Source organism: Kitasatospora sp. NPDC056327, assembly GCF_042261735.1.
GTDB lineage: Bacteria > Actinomycetota > Actinomycetes > Streptomycetales > Streptomycetaceae > Kitasatospora.
In genome coordinates this window covers 1-15,923 of sequence record NZ_JBHJRC010000194.1, presented here as the reverse complement: position 1 = coordinate 15,923, position 15,923 = coordinate 1, and the positions used below count along the sequence as shown (strand labels likewise).

18 protein-coding genes are annotated in these 15,923 nt (G+C 73.0%); 11 read left to right on the top strand and 7 right to left on the bottom strand.

The features are described from left to right. Window positions 1-48: 48 nt before the first annotated feature. The 3 genes from ACFCX4_RS24860 to ACFCX4_RS24850 form a co-directional block, all read right to left on the bottom strand. Window positions 49-261 (bottom strand): acyl-CoA carboxylase subunit epsilon, encoded by a 213-nt coding sequence (locus ACFCX4_RS24860; protein ID WP_376146299.1) that lies wholly within the window; start codon window positions 259-261, stop codon window positions 49-51. Between the two features lie 81 nt (window positions 262-342). After that, entirely contained in the window at window positions 343-1,944 is a 1,602-nt protein-coding gene (locus tag ACFCX4_RS24855) for an acyl-CoA carboxylase subunit beta (RefSeq protein WP_376146296.1), read from the bottom strand. A gap of 440 nt (window positions 1,945-2,384) precedes the next feature. After that, window positions 2,385-2,798 (bottom strand): PLD nuclease N-terminal domain-containing protein, encoded by a 414-nt coding sequence (locus ACFCX4_RS24850; RefSeq protein WP_376146293.1) that lies wholly within the window; start codon window positions 2,796-2,798, stop codon window positions 2,385-2,387. Window positions 2,799-2,934: 136 nt separating this feature from the next. On the opposite strand from ACFCX4_RS24850, the gene ACFCX4_RS24845 reads away from it, so the two are divergent. After that, window positions 2,935-4,392, top strand: a complete 1,458-nt coding sequence (locus ACFCX4_RS24845) for a menaquinone biosynthesis decarboxylase (protein ID WP_376146290.1) — start codon at window positions 2,935-2,937, stop codon at window positions 4,390-4,392. Beyond that, entirely contained in the window at window positions 4,389-5,294 is a 906-nt protein-coding gene (gene mqnP / locus ACFCX4_RS24840; protein WP_376146287.1) for a menaquinone biosynthesis prenyltransferase MqnP, read from the top strand. Before ACFCX4_RS24845 ends, mqnP begins: the two co-directional genes overlap by 4 nt. 19 nt (window positions 5,295-5,313) lie before the next feature. Here mqnP and ACFCX4_RS24835 read toward each other — a convergent pair whose 3' ends face one another. Then, the gene (locus ACFCX4_RS24835) at window positions 5,314-5,529 is read right to left on the bottom strand and encodes a DUF4287 domain-containing protein (protein ID WP_376146284.1); all 216 of its coding nucleotides are present in this window, start codon (window positions 5,527-5,529) and stop codon (window positions 5,314-5,316) included. Window positions 5,530-5,573: 44 nt separating this feature from the next. After that, entirely contained in the window at window positions 5,574-6,191 is a 618-nt protein-coding gene (locus ACFCX4_RS24830) for a DUF998 domain-containing protein (protein ID WP_376146281.1), read from the bottom strand. A 262-nt stretch (window positions 6,192-6,453) separates the two neighbouring features. On the opposite strand from ACFCX4_RS24830, the gene ACFCX4_RS24825 reads away from it, so the two are divergent. The 3 genes from ACFCX4_RS24825 (at window position 6,454) to ACFCX4_RS24815 (ending at window position 8,265) form a co-directional block, all read left to right on the top strand. Further along, a complete protein-coding gene (locus ACFCX4_RS24825) occupies window positions 6,454-6,933 on the top strand; it encodes a diadenosine tetraphosphate hydrolase (protein WP_376146278.1) in 480 nt (159 codons plus the stop codon). 85 nt (window positions 6,934-7,018) lie between these two features. Beyond that, window positions 7,019-7,642 (top strand): DJ-1/PfpI family protein, encoded by a 624-nt coding sequence (locus ACFCX4_RS24820; protein ID WP_376146275.1) that lies wholly within the window; start codon window positions 7,019-7,021, stop codon window positions 7,640-7,642. 248 nt (window positions 7,643-7,890) lie between these two features. Continuing rightward, window positions 7,891-8,265, top strand: a complete 375-nt coding sequence (locus tag ACFCX4_RS24815; protein WP_376146272.1) for a VOC family protein — start codon at window positions 7,891-7,893, stop codon at window positions 8,263-8,265. 29 nt (window positions 8,266-8,294) lie between these two features. Here ACFCX4_RS24815 and ACFCX4_RS24810 read toward each other — a convergent pair whose 3' ends face one another. Then, on the bottom strand, window positions 8,295-9,011 hold the full coding sequence (locus ACFCX4_RS24810; RefSeq protein ID WP_376146269.1) for an MOSC domain-containing protein: 717 nt from the start codon (window positions 9,009-9,011) through the stop codon (window positions 8,295-8,297). A gap of 100 nt (window positions 9,012-9,111) precedes the next feature. Continuing rightward, window positions 9,112-9,855, bottom strand: coding sequence for a cyclase family protein (locus ACFCX4_RS24805; protein ID WP_376146266.1), 744 nt, complete (start codon window positions 9,853-9,855; stop codon window positions 9,112-9,114). A 55-nt stretch (window positions 9,856-9,910) separates the two neighbouring features. On the opposite strand from ACFCX4_RS24805, the gene ACFCX4_RS24800 reads away from it, so the two are divergent. From ACFCX4_RS24800 to ACFCX4_RS24775, 6 genes are all read left to right on the top strand, one after another. Next, window positions 9,911-10,576 carry a UbiX family flavin prenyltransferase gene (locus ACFCX4_RS24800; protein ID WP_376146263.1) on the top strand — a complete coding sequence of 222 codons (666 nt, stop codon included), beginning with the start codon at window positions 9,911-9,913 and terminating at the stop codon, window positions 10,574-10,576. Between the two features lie 129 nt (window positions 10,577-10,705). Next, window positions 10,706-11,167: an Lrp/AsnC family transcriptional regulator gene (locus tag ACFCX4_RS24795; RefSeq protein ID WP_376146260.1), complete on the top strand. Its 462-nt coding sequence runs from the start codon at window positions 10,706-10,708 to the stop codon at window positions 11,165-11,167. Between the two features lie 57 nt (window positions 11,168-11,224). Next, on the top strand, window positions 11,225-12,187 hold the full coding sequence (locus tag ACFCX4_RS24790) for a threonine/serine dehydratase (RefSeq protein ID WP_376146257.1): 963 nt from the start codon (window positions 11,225-11,227) through the stop codon (window positions 12,185-12,187). A gap of 124 nt (window positions 12,188-12,311) precedes the next feature. After that, complete coding sequence (mqnE, locus tag ACFCX4_RS24785; protein WP_376146254.1) at window positions 12,312-13,475, top strand: aminofutalosine synthase MqnE; 1,164 nt, start codon at window positions 12,312-12,314, stop codon at window positions 13,473-13,475. 109 nt (window positions 13,476-13,584) lie between these two features. After that, a complete protein-coding gene (locus ACFCX4_RS24780; protein ID WP_376146251.1) occupies window positions 13,585-14,766 on the top strand; it encodes a L,D-transpeptidase family protein in 1,182 nt (393 codons plus the stop codon). Between the two features lie 161 nt (window positions 14,767-14,927). After that, window positions 14,928-15,872: a beta-ketoacyl-ACP synthase III gene (locus ACFCX4_RS24775; RefSeq protein ID WP_376146248.1), complete on the top strand. Its 945-nt coding sequence runs from the start codon at window positions 14,928-14,930 to the stop codon at window positions 15,870-15,872. Window positions 15,873-15,923 lie beyond the last annotated feature (51 nt).

Below are 15,923 nucleotides of genomic sequence, written 5' to 3'. Positions count from 1 at the left end.
CCCCCTCCCCGCGGGTGACCGGCCTCCGGTCCTGCTCCGTTCGGGCCGTCAGGCGGCCCACTGCCAGCTGACCGGCGAGTAGTACGCCGTGCGGCGCTCCAGGCGCTGCCAGTTGGCGATCGGCTCGACCGGCGAGCCGGCGGCCGCCGCCTGCTGGGCGGCCGCGGCGCGGGCCATCAGCACGGCGGTCAGGGCGGCGAGCTCCTCGTCGGAGAGCGAGCCGCGGACGATGCGGACGAGTGGTTCGGCGGAAGCGGTCATGGTCCGGTTCTCTCCCGGCGGAAGGGTGCGGTGAATGGTCGTCGGCGGGGCCGGCCGGCTGTCGCCGGCCGGGCGGCGCAACTACATCGGGGGGTTGCCGTGCTTGCGGCTCGGCAGGTCCGCGTGCTTGGTGCGCAGCATGGCCAGCGAGGACGCCAGGACCTGACGGGTCTCGGCGGGGTCGATGACGTCGTCCACGAGGCCGCGCTCGGCCGCGTAGTACGGGTGCATCAGCTCGCTCTTGTATTCCTTGATCTTCTGGTTGCGCATCGCGTCCGGGTCGTCGGCGGCGTTGATGTCCCGGCGGAAGATGACGTTGGCGGCGCCCTCGGCGCCCATGACGGCGATCTCGTTGGTCGGCCAGGCGAAGGAGAGGTCGGCGCCGATCGAGCGCGAGTCCATGACGATGTAGGCACCGCCGTAGGCCTTGCGCAGGATCAGCTGGATCCGCGGCACGGTCGCGTTGCAGTAGGCGTAGAGGAGCTTCGCGCCGTGGCGGATGATGCCGTCGTGCTCCTGGTCGACCCCGGGCAGGAAGCCGGGGACGTCGAGCATGGTGACCAGCGGGATGTTGAAGGCGTCGCACATCTGGACGAAGCGCGCGGCCTTCTCGCTGGCGTTGATGTCCAGGACGCCGGCCAGCGACTGGGGCTGGTTGGCGATGATGCCGGTGACGTGGCCGTCGATCCGGGCGAGCACGCAGAGCACGTTGGTGGCCCAGCGCTCGTGGACCTCCAGGTACTCGCCGTGGTCGACGATCTCCTCGATCACCTTGCGCATGTCGTACGGCCGGTTGCCGTCGGCCGGCACCAGGTCGAGCAGGGTCTCGTTGCGGCGGTCCACCGGGTCGTCGTTGACGGCCGACGGCGGCATCTCGCGGTTGTTCTGCGGCAGCAGCGACAGGAGGTAGCGGACCTCCTCGATGCAGGACTGCTCGTCGTCGTAGACGAAGTGCGAGACGCCGGAGACGCCGGCGTGCACGTCGGCGCCGCCGAGCCCGTTCTGGCTGATCTTCTCGCCGGTGACCGCCTGGACGACGTCCGGGCCGGTGATGAACATCTGCGAGGTCTCGCGGACCATGAAGACGAAGTCGGTCAGGGCGGGCGAGTAGGCCGCGCCGCCGGCGCACGGGCCGAGCATCACGGAGATCTGCGGGATGACGCCGGAGGCCCTGGTGTTGCGCTGGAAGATGCCGCCGTAGCCGGCGAGCGCGGTGACGCCCTCCTGGATGCGGGCGCCGGCGCCGTCGTTGAGGGAGACCAGCGGGGCACCGGCCGCGATGGCCATGTCCATGATCTTGTGGATCTTCTGCGCGTGGGCCTCGCCGAGCGCGCCGCCGAAGATCCGGAAGTCGTGCGCGTAGGTGAAGACCGTCCGGCCGTGCACGGTGCCCCAGCCGACGACGACGCCGTCGGTGTGCGGCTTCTTGGCCTCCAGGCCGAAGCCGGTGGCCCGGTGCCGGCGCAGCGGCTCGACCTCGTGGAACGAGCCCTCGTCGAGCAGCAGGTCGATGCGCTCCCGGGCGGTCAGCTTGCCCTTGGCGTGCTGGGCCTCGGTCGCCTTCTCGCCCGGGCCGCGCCGGACCTGCTCGCGCAGTTCGTGCAGCTCCGCGACCCGGCCCCGGACGTCAGCCGGGGTTTCGGGGGCGTCGTCGCCGACCGGCGCCTGGTCCACAACCGTCATCTCGAACCACTCCAAAGGTGAGGGAACTGTCCGACAGCCAACGTCTGCGATGCCCCCGGCTGCGAATCACTTCTTCACTTATGACTGTACGAGGGGCCGCACGCTGGTTTCGGCGTCGATTCCGTACAAGGTCGCGTCCGTTTAGATGTCAGGGCTGCACAGAAACCGAAGGGTTTCGGCCCGCTCGGGCGGTAGCTGTTCGATTACCCCGAGCTGTCGCCCGGATGGCCCCCGGGTGAGCTGGACATGAGGAAACGTGCAGGTCAGGGCTGTCCCGGTCAAGACTGGCCGCGGTGCCTCAAGGAAGGCTCAAGGGACGCTTGGTGCGGTGGTGACAGCGCTGTCGTCGAGGTGGTGGGGCCTTCCCAGTCGTAGGGATGCGCCAAAAACACCGCAGCCCACCCGGTGGATCCCGGGTGGGCTGTCCGAGCGACCGGCGGTCAGCCGCGCCGGCCCTCGTCCGGGTCGTCCCGGCCGCGCAGCTCGTTCTCCCGGCGGCGCAAATCCGCCTCCCACTGCTTGAGCATGTCCTCGTGCTGCTTGTCGTTCCTCTTCAGCGAGGCGAGGAACTCGGGGTCGTCGTCCGGCGCCAGCGGTCGGCCGTCGGGCCGGCGGCCGTACGCCGGGCCCCGGACGGTGGCGCCGGGGCCGCCGGCCGCGGCGGGGCGCGGCACCGAGCGCCGCTTGCCGGCCACCAGCCAGGCGATCGAGCCGACCAGCGGGAAGAGCAGCACGATGATCACCCAGACCACCTTGGGGAGGTGCTTCACCTCCTCCTCGGGGGTCGTCAGGCAGTCGATGAAGGCCCACACCCAGAGGGCGAGCGGGAGCACGAAGGTCAGGATCCTCAGCACGGCGGCGATCTCCCCCGGGCGGCGTCGGTGGCGGGCGGGCGGTTCCCCGCGGCGGCGGGCCCGCCCGCTGGGCGGTGCACCGCTTCGAGGGGCCCTTGACACAGGCCAGGCTATCGGGTGGCGGATACTGGCTGGCATGGCATACGACGATCTCCGCTCGTTCCTGCGGGCCCTCGACCGCGAAGGCGACCTCAAGCGCATCACGGCGGAGGTGGACCCCCATCTGGAGATCGGCGAGATCGTCGACCGCGTGCAGAAGGCCAAGGGCCCGGCTCTGCTGTTCGAGAACGTCAAGGGCTCCTCGATGCCGCTGGCGATGAACGTGTTCGGCACCGAGCGCCGGCTGGCCAAGGCGCTCGGCCTCAAGGGGCCGGAGGAGATCGGCGACAAGATCTCCGGTCTGCTGAAGCCGGAGCTCCCGCAGGGCTTCACCGGGTTCCGGGACGCCTTCGGCAAGCTCGCCTCGATGGCCCACGTGCCGCCGAAGAACGTCAGGTCCGGCGACGCGCCGGTGCACGAGGTGGTGCTCACCGGTGACGACGTCAACCTGGACGAGCTGCCCGCGCTGTTCACCTGGCCGCTGGACGGCGGATCGTTCTTCAACCTGGGTCTGACCCACACCAAGGACCCGGACAGCGGCATCCGCAACCTCGGTCTGTACCGGCTCCAGCGGCACGACCGCCGCACCATCGGCATGCACTGGCAGATCCACAAGGACAGCCGCAACCACGCCGCGGTGGCCGCCAAGCGCGGCGAGCGGCTGCCGGTCGCGATCGCCTTCGGCTGTCCGCCGGCCGTCACCTACGCGGCCACCGCGCCGCTGCCGGGCGACATCGACGAGTACCTGTTCGCCGGTTTCGTCGCCGGCGAGCGGGTGCGGATGGTCGACTGCCGGACCGTCCCGCTGCAGGTCCCGGCCGACGCCGAGGTGGTCCTGGAGGGCTGGCTGGAGCCGGGCGAGCTGCTGCCCGAGGGTCCGTTCGGCGACCACACCGGCTTCTACACGCCGCAGGAGCCGTTCCCGGCGCTGACCATCGACTGCGTGACGATGCGCCGGCGCCCGATCCTGCAGTCGATCGTGGTCGGCCGCCCGCCGACGGAGGACGGCCCGCTGGGCAAGTTCACCGAGCGCTTCTTCCTGCCGCTGCTGAAGATCATCATCCCGGACATCGTCGACTACGACCTGCCCGAGGCCGGCGGCTTCCACAACTGCGTGATCGTCTCGATCGACAAGAAGTACCCGAAGCACGCGCAGAAGACCATGCACGCCATCTGGGGCGCGCACATGATGTCGCTGACCAAGCTGATCATCGTGGTGGACTCCGACTGTGACGTCCACGACTACCAGGAGGTCGCCTGGCGGGCCTTCGGCAACGTCGACTACAGCCGCGACCTGACCGTGGTCGAGGGTCCGGTCGACCACCTGGACCATGCCTCCTACCAGCAGTTCTGGGGCGGCAAGGCGGGCATCGACGCGACCCGCAAGCTGCCCGAGGAGGGCTACACCCGGGACGGTGGCTGGCCCGAGATGGTCAGCTCCGACCCGGCGACCGCCGCCCTGGTGGACCGCCGCTGGAAGGAGTACGGCCTGTGAGCACCGCCGCCGCGCTTCCCGAGGTCCCGCCCGGCAAGGTCAGGTCCTTCCTGCGGCTGGTGATGATCGAGCACTCGGTCTTCGCCCTGCCCTTCGCCTACATCGCGGCGCTGACCGCGATGTTCCGGACCGACGGGCGGGTGCACTGGGGCGAGCTGTTCGTCGTCACGGTGTGCATGGTCGGCCTGCGGACCTTCGCCATGGCCGCCAACCGGATCATCGACCGCGAGATCGACGCCCGCAACCCGCGCACGGCCGGGCGCGAACTCGTCACCGGCGCCGTGTCGCTGAGGACCGCGTACGTGGGCTCGGCGGTCGCCCTGGTGGTCTTCCTGGGCGCCGCGGCCCTGCTGAACCCGCTCTGCCTGGCGCTCGCGCCGGTGGCCGTGGTGCCGATGGTGGTCTACCCCTACGGCAAGCGGTTCACCGACTTCCCGCAGGCGATCCTGGGCCTGGCCCAGGCGATGGGCCCGGTCGGCGCCTGGCTGGCCGTCACCGGCTCGTGGTCCTGGGAGGCGGTCGTGCTCGGCGCGGCCGTCGGCATCTGGATCGGCGGCTTCGACCTGATCTACGCCTGCCAGGACGTCGAGTCCGACCGGACGGGCGGCGTGCGGTCCGTCCCGGCGCGCTTCGGCGTCCCGGCCGCGATCCGCGGCGCCCGTGGCTGCCACGTGCTCACCACGCTGCTGCTGGGCTGGTACGCGGTGCTCACCGACGCGGGCGTGGCGTTCTGGATCGGCCTGCTGGTGGTGGCCGGCGCCTTCGTCTACGAGCACACCATCGTGAAGCCGAACGACCTGTCCCGGCTGAACCGGGCGTTCTTCCAGACGAACGGCTTCGTCGGGATCTCGTTGTTCTTCTTCGCGCTCGTCGACCTGGTGGTGCGCGGCCTCGGCGTCTGAGGCCGCGCCCCCCGGGGTCCTACTTTCCGCCCTCGTCGAGCGTGTGCTTGACGAGGGCGTTCGCGTGTCCGTGCCCGAGCCCGTGCTCGGCCTTCAGCCAGGCGACCAGCTCCATGTGCCTGGTCAGCGGGGAGGAGCGGATCAGCTCCTTCCAGTGCGCGATCGGCTGCCCGTACTTCTGCTCGATGGAGGGGAAGTAGCTGGCGGGGCCCTTGACGGCGGGTGTCTCGCTCATGGGGTGGCTCTCCTCGGTTCCGGACGGTCTTCTGACGGTGATCTTCACGCATGGAGCCTGACGGCGACAGCGCTCAGCCAGCCGAGGCCGAGCGCGGCGGCGAGGGTGAAGGACAGCACGGTCGCGCCCGAGGCGGCGAAGCCGGCGAGCACCACGGCCGCGACGACGCGCGAGGCGAGGGCCCAGGGCCGGTCCAGGTGCCGGGCGAGCACGAGGAACGCCGCGCACAGGGCGAGGAAGCCGACCGTCCCGCCGGCCAGGTGCACCGTGCCGTGCCCGCTCAGCTCCGTCACCCGGCCCTCGGGCGCCCCCACCGGGAAGCCCGCGCCGGGGTCGGCGGCGAAGAACCCGTCCAGTACGAAGGACGCCCCGAACACCCCGATCAGCCGCGGTGCCCAGACGCTCCCCGGCAGCGCCCGCCGCACCCCGACGGCACCCGCGACCAGCAGGGCGCCGGTCAGCAGGAACGCGGTCCGCTGGATCCACCCGAGCTCGCCGAGAGCGAGCTGGCTGAGCGCGTTGCGGGTGAAGTCGAACCCCTCCCGGGTCAGCCCGCCGACGACGCCGACGGCGAGGAAGAGCGGCCCGCCGAGCGCACCGGCGGTCAGCAGCGGGCGGGCGGCGGTGGCGTGGGCGGTCTGCGCCGTCAGCGTGTTCGTCATGCCCTTATGACCGGCCACCGGGCGGAAACCCATCGGCCACCGGATGTGATCCGGGTCACGAATCGGCCCGCTCCCTGCGGGCCGCCGCCCCGGAGCGGGGCCCGATCGGGCTCCCCGGGCCCTCCGGGGCGGTCGCCCGGCGGACCCCGGCCGGACCCGCCGGCCGGGCGTTCCGCGCGGCCGGGCCGGGTGCGGAGCCCGGTGGCGGTCCACCCCGGCCGGATCCGGTCACCCGGTGGTCGTCCGTCCCTAGCATGGGGCCATGACCGACGAGAACCACGACTGGAAGTCCGACCGGGTCGCCGCCGCGCTGCGCGGTGAGAACCCCACCGTCGTCCGGCGGCTGGGCGCCGGGTTCGCGGTGATCGGGGACGTGCAGTTCCTGCCCGGGTACGCGGTGCTGCTGACCGACGAGCCGGGAGTGCAGCGGCTCTCCGACCTCCCCCGGCCGCGCCGGCTGGCGTACCTGGAGGACCTCGACCGGCTCGGCGAGGCCGTCGAACGCGCCTGCCGGGCGGCCGACCCGGCGTTCCGGCGGGTCAACCTGGAGATCCTCGGCAACGCCGACCCGATGCTCCACGCGCACGTCTGGCCCCGCTACGACTGGGAGCCCGCCGACCTCGTCCGGCTGCCGGTCTGGCTCTACCCCCGCACCCGCTGGACCGACCCGGCCCACGCCCTCGCCCCCGTCCACGACCCGCTCCGTGCGGCCGTCGGCGCGGAGTTGGATGCGCTGCGGTAAAGAACACTGGTGCAGACCACTCGTTCTCGTGAATCCGCTGAACGGAGGCGGGACGGGAGGCCAACTCCCCTTTACGCTGCGGGACATGGACATCGTCATCCCGCTCTTCGACGACTTCGAGCCGCTCGACGCGATCGGCCCGTACCAGGTGCTCGGCTATCTTCCCGGAGCCACCGTGCGGTTCGTGGCGGCGGGCGCCAAGGGGGCGGTGGCCGACAGCATCGGAGGGATGCGGCTGGACGTGCCCACCCGGTACACGGAGGTCGACTCCTGCGACGTGCTGCTCCTCCCGGGCGGGCACGGCACCCGGCCGCTGATGGGCGACGCCGAGTTCCTCGACTGGCTGCGCCGGATGCACGGCACGACGAGGTACACCGCCTCGGTGTGCACGGGCGCGCTCCTGCTCGGGGCCGCCGGACTGCTCCAGGGCCTGGCCGTCACCACGCACTGGGCGGCGGCCGGCGAGCTGCCGGCCCACGGCGCCACCTACGTCCCCGAGCGGGTGGTGCGGCGGGACCGGATCGTCACGGCGGCCGGCATCTCCGCCGGCATCGACATGGCGCTGCACCTGGTGGCCCTGCTCGCCGACGAGACCACCGCCCGGGCGATCCAGCTGCACGCCGAGTACGACCCCCGGCCGCCGTTCGACTCCGGCTCGTGGGCGAAGGCCTCGCCCGCCGTGCGGGAGCGGATCAGGCAGCTCGGGTAGGCCCCGCGCCGGCGGGGACCGAAGGAGGAGGCGGCCCCCGCCGGCCGGAGTGCCGCAGTGCCGCCCCGGCGCGGAGCTCCGGGCCCGTCCCGACGACCCCGACGACCCCGGCGGCCGGGCCGGTCGCCGCGGCCGGCCGTGTCGAAAACCGGTCGACACCGGGCCGTCCGGCGGCTGGACTGTCCCGCGGTGCCCCGCGCCGTCCAGGGCGCGGATCCGGCCCGCCCCCGGACCCCGAAGGAGCCCCCGTGATCGGCCGGCTGCAGTGCCTCGTGCTCGACTGTCCGGACCCGGCCGCGCTGGCGCGGTTCTACGCCGGACTGCTCGGCGGCGAGGTGGACCGCCCGGACCCGCGCTGGTCGCTGGACGACGACTGGTCCACCCTGCACACGCCCACCGGCCAGGTGCTCTGCTTCCAGCGGGTCGCCGACCACCGCCCGCCGCGCTGGCCCGACCCGGCGCACCCGCAGCAGGCCCACCTGGACGTCGACGTCCCCGACCTCGCCACCGCGGAGCCCGCCGTCCTCGCCCTCGGCGCCGCGCTGCTCCACGACGCCGGCCGCTGGCGCATCTACGCGGACCCCGCCGGCCACCCGGTCTGCCTCCTCCCGGCGGGCCACTGAGTCCTCCGGGCCGGGCGGGCGGTTCGGCGTCAGTCGAGGGTCAGCGTGTCCCCGACGGCGAGCCGCCCGGGTGCGGCGACCCCGGCGAGGGCGTCCAGGCGGCCGTCGTGGAACTGGACGAGCGCCTTGAGGATCTCCGGGGCGTGCGGCAGGCCGGGCTGGGCGGCGGTGGTCATCACACAGCGCTCGCTGGAGCGGACGAAGGCGAGCCGGGCACCGGAGGGTGCCGAGCCCTGCGCCTCGCGGCCGAACCAGGCGTCCTCGGTGAACGGCGGGGTACCCGGCGGGGTGCGCAGCAGCACGTTGGGCCGGAACCGGCGGACGTCCACCACGGCGGACGGCGCGGCGTCGGTGATCCAGTCCAGGGTGGCGGTGGTGAGCACGCTGACCGGGAGCTGGTCGAAGTGCGAGACGGCGTCCTCGCGGGCGAGCTCGACGTCGTCGAGCTGCAGGTAGGCGCGGAGGAAGGCGGTCGGGTCGGCGACCGGCCGGCCGAGCGGGTCGAACAGCTCGGGGCCGTCGATCCGGTGCCCGAGCCGGGCGGAGAGGCGGAGCAGGCCGTCCATCCGCCGGAACCGGCGGGTGTTCTTGCCGGAGCCGAGCTTGCCGTCGCCGTCGCGCACGGCGTAGAGGCGATCGCCCGCCAGCCCGCGGTCGTCCACCTCCACGGCGGCGAGCCGCTCGCCGCCGGTGGACTTCACGGGGTAGCGCCAGAGCTGCTCGACGACTCCGATGATCTCTGCCATGGCCGGACAGCGTACCGCCGCCCGCCGATGATGGTCTAGACCAAGTCCGCGGGCCAGGCCAGGTGTTCGCGGTCGGAGCGCCCCGCTGCCCGGCGGGCGGTCACCCCAGCCGCGCCACCGCGCGCACCGGAGCGCCGTCCGCCGCCACCAGCCGCAGCGGGAACAGCGACACCTCGACCGGCCGGCCCGCCTCCTGCGCGGCCAGCAGCGGCCGCAGGTCGGTCAGGTTCTCCGCGATCACCCCGCCGCCCGGCGCCCCGAGCAGCACCCGGTGCGCGGCCAGCGTGGGCTCCTCGGCGGCGGGCTGGTCGTGCTCGTCGGTGAGGTCGGCGAGCAGCGCGGCCACCGCCGGGTCGCCCGGCCCCGGGTCGGGCGTGGGATCGACGCTGAGCGCGTCCACCCCGACCGTGCGCACCCCGGCGGCGACGATCGCCTCCGCGGCGCCCGCGGTCAGGCTCGGGTGGGCGAGGTAGGCGTCGGTGCCCCAGTGCCGCGCCCAGCCGGTGGCGAGCAGCAGCACGGTGCCCTCGCCGGCCCGCTCCAGCGCGGGCGCCAGCCGTTCGGCGGTGATCGCGGCGCGCGGTTCGAGTCCGCGCAGGTCGGCGATGACGGCGGGTCCGGTGAACCGCTCCAGCGGCAGGCCGTCCAGCGTCGGCCAGGTGACGTCGACGTGGTACGGCGCGTCGACGTGGGTGCCGGACTGCGAGCCGAGGTGCAGGGCGAGCACGTTCACCCCGGCGGTGGCGGTGGTGAGCGCGGGCTCCAGGACGACCGCCGGGTCGCCGGGGTAGACCGGCATCGCGGTGGTCACCTGATGGGTGAGGTCGACGAGGGACGTGGGCATGCCGACCATCCTCCCAGGGCGGGCCGGGAGGGAGTGAGGATAGAAAGTAACCACTATGGAAAAGCCAGCACAGCCCGTCCGCCGTCCCTGGGTCGTGGGGGTCTCCGGCGCGTCCGGCACCCCGTACGCCGCCGCCGTGATCCGCGCCCTCCTCGCCGCCGGCGAGTCCGTCGACCTGGTGGTGAGCCGCGCCGCCCGGCTGACGATCCTCGACGAGACGGGCATCTCCTTCCGGGACGCGCACTGGCGCGCCGACCTCGCGGCCTGGCTGGGGGCCGCGGCCGAGGGGCTGGACGACGTCCGGTACTGGCCCGCCGGCGACTTCGCGGCCGGCCCGTCCAGCGGCTCCTACCCCGCGAAGGGGATGCTGGTGGTGCCCGCGACCACCGGCGCGGTGGCCGGGATCGCGCTCGGCCTCAGCAAGGACCTGCTCCAGCGGGTGGCCAGCGTCACCCTGAAGGAGCGGCGTCCGCTGGTCGTCTGCGTCCGCGAGACACCACTCAACGGGGTGACGTTGAAGCACTTGGTGGAGCTGGACGCGCAGGGTGCTGTCGTGCTCCCCGCCTCGCCCGGTTTCTACGCCGGCGGCTCCACCGTCCAGGAGCTGGTCGGTTTCGTCGCCGGACGGGTGCTGGACGCGGTCGGGGTGCCCCACACGCTGTACCGCCGCTGGGAGGGCGAGTTGGGCGCGGCGGCGCGCGGGACGGACCGGTCGGTCTGAGGGGGAGTGAGAGACCGCAGGACGGGAGAGTATGTTCTCTGCGATATCCGGGTCGGTCCGAGCACGGCGCCTTTGAATCCGGATAATGATCTGTGGGTCTGGTGAGGTTCGGAAGGACGCGGACGGTATATGGACACGGTGGACAGACAGCTCATCCAGGCGCTCCGGGAGAACGGCCGCGCCTCCTACGCCGAGCTGGGCCGGTTGGTCGGTCTTTCCGGCCCGAGCGTCACGGACCGCATCAACCGCCTGGAGCAGGCCGGTGTCATCACCGGTTACCGGGCGACGGTCAACCCGGCCTCGCTCGGCTTCGGCGTCACGGCCCTGATCGGGCTCCAGCTGACCGACGCGGCGGACCACGAGGACGTCGCGTTCCGGCTCAAGGACCTCGGCGAGGTCGAGGACTGCTGGTTCATCGCCGGTGACGACTCGTACATGCTCAAGGTCCGGGTGCCGGACGTCGAGGGCCTGGAGTCGGTGGTGAAGCGCATCTCGGGCACGAAGGGGGTGGCTCGTACCCGGACGACCGTCGTACTCTCCACGAAGTGGGAGAGCCGGGTCAGCGAGCTGCCGTTCGCCGACCCCGAGTAACCACACCGGACAGCGCCCGCGGAAGGCGGGCGCGGAACGCACGGGGGAGCGGCGGTCATGGCACTGGTCGGTCTGGAGGAACTGCGCGCGGCCCGGCAGCGGATCGCCGGGGTCGCGGTGCGCACGCCGCTGGTCCCCGCCCCCTGGGCGGAGGACGGCGGGCGACGGCTCTGGCTGAAGCCGGAGAACCTCCAGCCGACCGGGGCGTTCAAGACCCGCGGCGCGTACAACCGGCTCGCCGCGCTGAGCGCGGACGAGCGCGCCCGCGGCGTGGTCGCCCAGTCCAGCGGCAACCACGCGCAGGCGGTGGCCTACGCCGCCGGGCTGCTCGGGATCAGGGCCGTGATCGTGATGCCGGACACCTCCCCGGCGGTCAAGGTCGAGGCCACCCGCTCGTTCGGTGCCGAGGTGCTGCTGGTGCCGCCGGCGGAGCGGGACACCGTGCCGGCCGAACTGGCCGAGCGGCACGGCCACGTCTGGGTGCCGCCGTACGACGACCCGTTCATCATCGCGGGGCAGGGCACGGTCGGCCTGGAGATCGCCGAGGACGCCCCGGCGGAGCTGGACACGGTGCTGGTGCCGGTCAGCGGCGGCGGGCTGATCGGCGGCACGGCCGCCGCGCTCAAGCTGACCCGCCCGGGCATCCGGGTGATCGGCGTGGAGCCCGAACTGGCCGCCGACGCGCAGGCCAGCCTGCGGGCCGGCGAGCGGGTCAGCTGGCCGGTCGCCGACACCTACCGGACGATCGCGGACGGCCTGCGCACCACCTCGGTGGGCGTGCTGCCGTACGAGCACCTCACCGCCTACGTGGACGACATCGTCACCGTCACCGAGGACGAGATCCGCGCGACGGTGGCACTGCTGGCCAGGCGCGGGCGGATCGTCGCCGAGCCGTCCGGCGCGGTGGCCCCGGCCGCCTACTTCCACCGGGCCGCCGAGACCGGCGGGCAGGCCCTGGCGGCCGTGGTGAGCGGGGGCAACATCGACCCGGCGCTGCTCGCGGAGCTGCTCGCGGGCTGACCGGTGCCGCGGCCCCGCCGCAGGCCCGGGGACGCCGTGCGGGGCGGCTGCCCGCGAACCGCCCCGTGCGGGGGCGTACGCTCGTTCCGGCAACGATTCGAAGTCGGAGGAGGCGGGGCACCGCATGGACGCAGGGCTCAAGCGCGAGCTGGAGGCGAAGGTCTACGCGGGGGAGCGGCTGACCCGGGAGGACGGGATCGCGCTCTACGAGAGCGACGACCTGGCCTGGCTGGGCGGGCTGGCCCACCACGTGCGGACGCGGAAGAACGGCGACGTCGTCCACTTCAACGTCAACCGCCACCTCAACATGACCAACGTGTGCAACGCGTCCTGCGCGTACTGCTCGTTCCAGCGCAAGCCGGGCGAGAAGGACGCCTACACGATGCGCATCGAGGAGGCCGTCCGGCTCGCCAAGGCGATGGAGGTCGACTCCCTCACCGAGCTGCACATCGTCAACGGCCTGCACCCCACCCTGCCGTGGCGCTACTACCCGCGCTCGCTGCGGGAGCTGAAGGCCGCGCTGCCGAACGTCTCGCTCAAGGCGTTCACCGCCACCGAGATCCACTGGTTCGAGCGGATCAGCGGCCTGCCGGCCGAGGAGATCCTCGACGAGCTGATCGACGCCGGCCTGGAGTCGCTCACCGGCGGCGGCGCGGAGATCTTCGACTGGGAGGTCCGCCAGCACATCGTCGACCACGACACCCACTGGGAGGACTGGTCGCGGATCCACCGGCTCGCCCACAGCAAGGGCCTCAGGACGCCGGCCACCATGCTCTACGGCCACATCGAGGAGCCCCGGCACCGGGTGGACCACGTGCTGCGGCTGCGCGAGCTGCAGGACGAGACCGGCGGCTTCCAGGTCTTCATCCCGCTGCGCTACCAGCACGACTTCCACGACTCCAAGGACGGCGTCGTGCGCAACAAGCTGATGGCCCGCACGGAGATGGCCACCGGCGCCGAGGCGCTGAAGACCTTCGCGGTCTCCCGGCTGCTCTTCGACAACGTGCCGCACGTCAAGGTCTTCTGGGTGATGCACGGCGTCACCACCGCCCAGCTGGCGCTCAGCCACGGCGCGGACGACATGGACGGCTCGGTGGTCGAGTACAAGATCACTCACGACGCGGACAACTTCGGCACCCCGAACAAGCTCAGCCGTGAGGACCTGCTCGATCTGATCAGGGACGCCGGTTTCCGTCCGGTGGAGCGCAACACCCGCTACGAGATCATCCGCGAGTACGAGGGCCCCGACCTGGCCCGTCGGGAGACCCCGCAGGCCATGCGCCTCTGATCCGGGGCCGCCGCCCGGGCCCCCGCGGTCCGGGCGGCGGCGTTCTTCACCGGCCCCGCACGGCACCCCGGGTTTACCGACCGGGCCTCTGTTTGGCAGGATCGGCCACATGTCCGGTTACCGTCGCACCTCCCCGTACCCGCCGTACGAACCGGTGCACGGGGTACCGCAGCAGCCGTATCCCGGCGACCCGCAGCAGTACGCGGCGCCGGACGGGGTCCAGGGCCCCGCCCCGGACCACCGCGGTCCGGAGGAGTACGACGTGTACGACCGGCCGTTCGGGGGGTACCCCGGCGAGCCCGGGCCGGGCTCGGTGCACCGCGCGGAGCCCGAGCCGCAGCCGGTGGTGCCGCTCCCGCAGCAGCGTGCCACCGCTCCCGCCGGACCCCGGACGACGGCCCGCGGCCACCGCCGCAAGCCCAAGAAGAAGCGCACCGGCCGGGCCGTCACGGCCGGCACCGCCCTGCTGCTGGCCGCCGCCGCCGGCTGGTACACCGTCGGCCAGGACGACGCGAAGCCCGGTGTGACCGCCGCCGGGGGCTCCGGTCCGGAGGGCTTCACCGCCCCGGACCCCGCGGGTGCGGCGCGGCCGACGACCGACCAGGCCTCCCCGACCGCCGCCCCGGCCGCCCGGGCCGCCGACGACCGGCAGAGCGAGGCGCCCGCGGCCGGCCGCAGCGAGGCCCGCGAGGACGGCTCGGTCGCCATGATCGCCGGCCTCGGCAGTGCCTTCGCCGCCCGGATACCCGCCGACACCAACCAGGTGGTGCTGGCCTCCGGCGACGGCCGGGACGCCAACCGCACGACCGTCACCCTGTGGACCCGCACCGCCGAGGGGCGCTGGCTGGCCGGCGAGAGCTGGCAGGGCCACAACGCGTTCAAGGGCTGGACCACCGACCACAACGAGGGCGACCTGCGCAGCCCGATCGGCGTCTTCGCGCTCACCGACGCCGGCGGCCGCAAGGCGGATCCGGGCAGCAGACTGCCCTACGACAAGGACGCCAACTTCGTGGTCTCCGGGAGGGGCTTCGCCGGCGAGCAGCTGGCCGGCTCCTTCGACTACGTCGTGGCGATCAACTACAACCGGGTGCCCGGCAACTCCCCGCTGGACCCGCGCCGCCCGAGCGGCTCGACCAAGGGCGGCGGGATCTGGATCCACGTCGACCACGGCGGTCCGACGCACGGCTGCGTCTCCATCCCGGAGGACAAGATGGCGCAGCTGATCCGCACCCTGGACCCGGCCGCAAAGCCGATGATCGTCATGGGCGACGCGCCCACACTGGCGGCCTGACCGGCCCGGTTCACCGAATCCGTCACCTTTTCCGCGGTCCGCGCCGGCCCCGGTGGCCGTCTGCCGCAACGGTTCTTGTCGGTCTCCTACAGCTTCCCGGCACGAACCCTGTAGCCGGTCGCGCCCGACTGACCAGTGGGTAACCGGGTTGAGTGGGCAGTATGACCGGTTCGCGCATCGTGGCACTCGGCCACTACCAGCCCCCCAAGGTCCTCAGCAACGACGACCTGGCGAAGCTGGTCGACACCGACGACGAGTGGATCCGCAGCCGGGTGGGCATCCGGACGCGGCACATCGCCGAGGGCGAGACCGTCGTCGACCTGGCCACCGAGGCCGCGCAGAAGGCGCTGGCCAACAGCGGCCGGTCGGCGTCCGAGGTCGACCTGGTCGTGGTCGCCACCTGCACCGCGGTGGAGCGCAGCCCCAACACCGCCGCCGCGGTGGCCGCCCGGCTCGGGGTGCGCGCGCCGGCCGCCTACGACATCAACACGGTCTGCTCGGGCTTCTCCTACGCCTTGGCCACCGCCGACCACGCGATCCGGGCCGGGGCGGCCCGCAGGGCCCTGGTGATCGGCGCGGAGCGGATGTCCGACACCCTCGACTGGACCGACCGGACCACCTGCGTGATCTTCGGCGACGGCGCCGGCGCGGCCCTGGTCGAGGCCCAGGAGGACGGCGCCGAGCCGGGCATCGGCCCGGTGGTCTGGGGCTCCGAGCCGGAGAAGGGCGACGCCGTGGTGATCACCGGCTGGGACCCGGTGATCAGTCAGCAGGGCCAGTCGGTGTTCCGCTGGGCGACCACCCAGATCGCCCCGCTGGCCCGGCAGGCCTGCGAGCGGGCCGGGATCGACCCGTCCGAGCTGAAGGGCTTCGTGCCGCACCAGGCCAACCTGCGGATCATCGACGCCATCGCCAACCGGCTGGGGGTCACCGACGCCGTGGTGGCCCGGGACGTGGTGGAGTCCGGCAACACCTCGGCGGCCTCGGTCCCGCTGGCCTTCTCCAAGCTGGTCGAGCGCGGCGAGCTGTCGCCCGGCGACCCGGTGCTGCTGTTCGGCTTCGGCGGCGGCCTCGCCTACGCCGGCCAGGTCGTCCGCTGCCCCTGAGGCGTCCGCCACGACATGCCTGTGGGCGGTCGTCCCCGAACCGGGGACGAC

Bases quoted from the DNA above. Each gene is read 5' to 3' on its own strand.
- ACFCX4_RS24795 (WP_376146260.1), top strand. From the start codon at position 10,706: ATGGACACGGTGGACAGACAGCTCATCCAGGCGCTCCGGGAGAACGGC.
- ACFCX4_RS24830 (WP_376146281.1), bottom strand. From the start codon at position 6,191: ATGACGAACACGCTGACGGCGCAGACCGCCCACGCCACCGCCGCCCGC.
- ACFCX4_RS24775 (WP_376146248.1), top strand. From the start codon at position 14,928: ATGACCGGTTCGCGCATCGTGGCACTCGGCCACTACCAGCCCCCCAAG.
- ACFCX4_RS24780 (WP_376146251.1), top strand. From the start codon at position 13,585: ATGTCCGGTTACCGTCGCACCTCCCCGTACCCGCCGTACGAACCGGTG.
- ACFCX4_RS24860 (WP_376146299.1), bottom strand. From the start codon at position 261: ATGACCGCTTCCGCCGAACCACTCGTCCGCATCGTCCGCGGCTCGCTC.
- ACFCX4_RS24855 (WP_376146296.1), bottom strand. From the start codon at position 1,944: ATGACGGTTGTGGACCAGGCGCCGGTCGGCGACGACGCCCCCGAAACC.
- ACFCX4_RS24805 (WP_376146266.1), bottom strand. From the start codon at position 9,855: ATGCCCACGTCCCTCGTCGACCTCACCCATCAGGTGACCACCGCGATG.
- ACFCX4_RS24820 (WP_376146275.1), top strand. From the start codon at position 7,019: ATGGACATCGTCATCCCGCTCTTCGACGACTTCGAGCCGCTCGACGCG.
- ACFCX4_RS24845 (WP_376146290.1), top strand. From the start codon at position 2,935: ATGGCATACGACGATCTCCGCTCGTTCCTGCGGGCCCTCGACCGCGAA.
- ACFCX4_RS24800 (WP_376146263.1), top strand. From the start codon at position 9,911: ATGGAAAAGCCAGCACAGCCCGTCCGCCGTCCCTGGGTCGTGGGGGTC.
- mqnE (WP_376146254.1), top strand. From the start codon at position 12,312: ATGGACGCAGGGCTCAAGCGCGAGCTGGAGGCGAAGGTCTACGCGGGG.
- ACFCX4_RS24790 (WP_376146257.1), top strand. From the start codon at position 11,225: ATGGCACTGGTCGGTCTGGAGGAACTGCGCGCGGCCCGGCAGCGGATC.
- ACFCX4_RS24825 (WP_376146278.1), top strand. From the start codon at position 6,454: ATGACCGACGAGAACCACGACTGGAAGTCCGACCGGGTCGCCGCCGCG.
- ACFCX4_RS24810 (WP_376146269.1), bottom strand. From the start codon at position 9,011: ATGGCAGAGATCATCGGAGTCGTCGAGCAGCTCTGGCGCTACCCCGTG.
- ACFCX4_RS24835 (WP_376146284.1), bottom strand. From the start codon at position 5,529: ATGAGCGAGACACCCGCCGTCAAGGGCCCCGCCAGCTACTTCCCCTCC.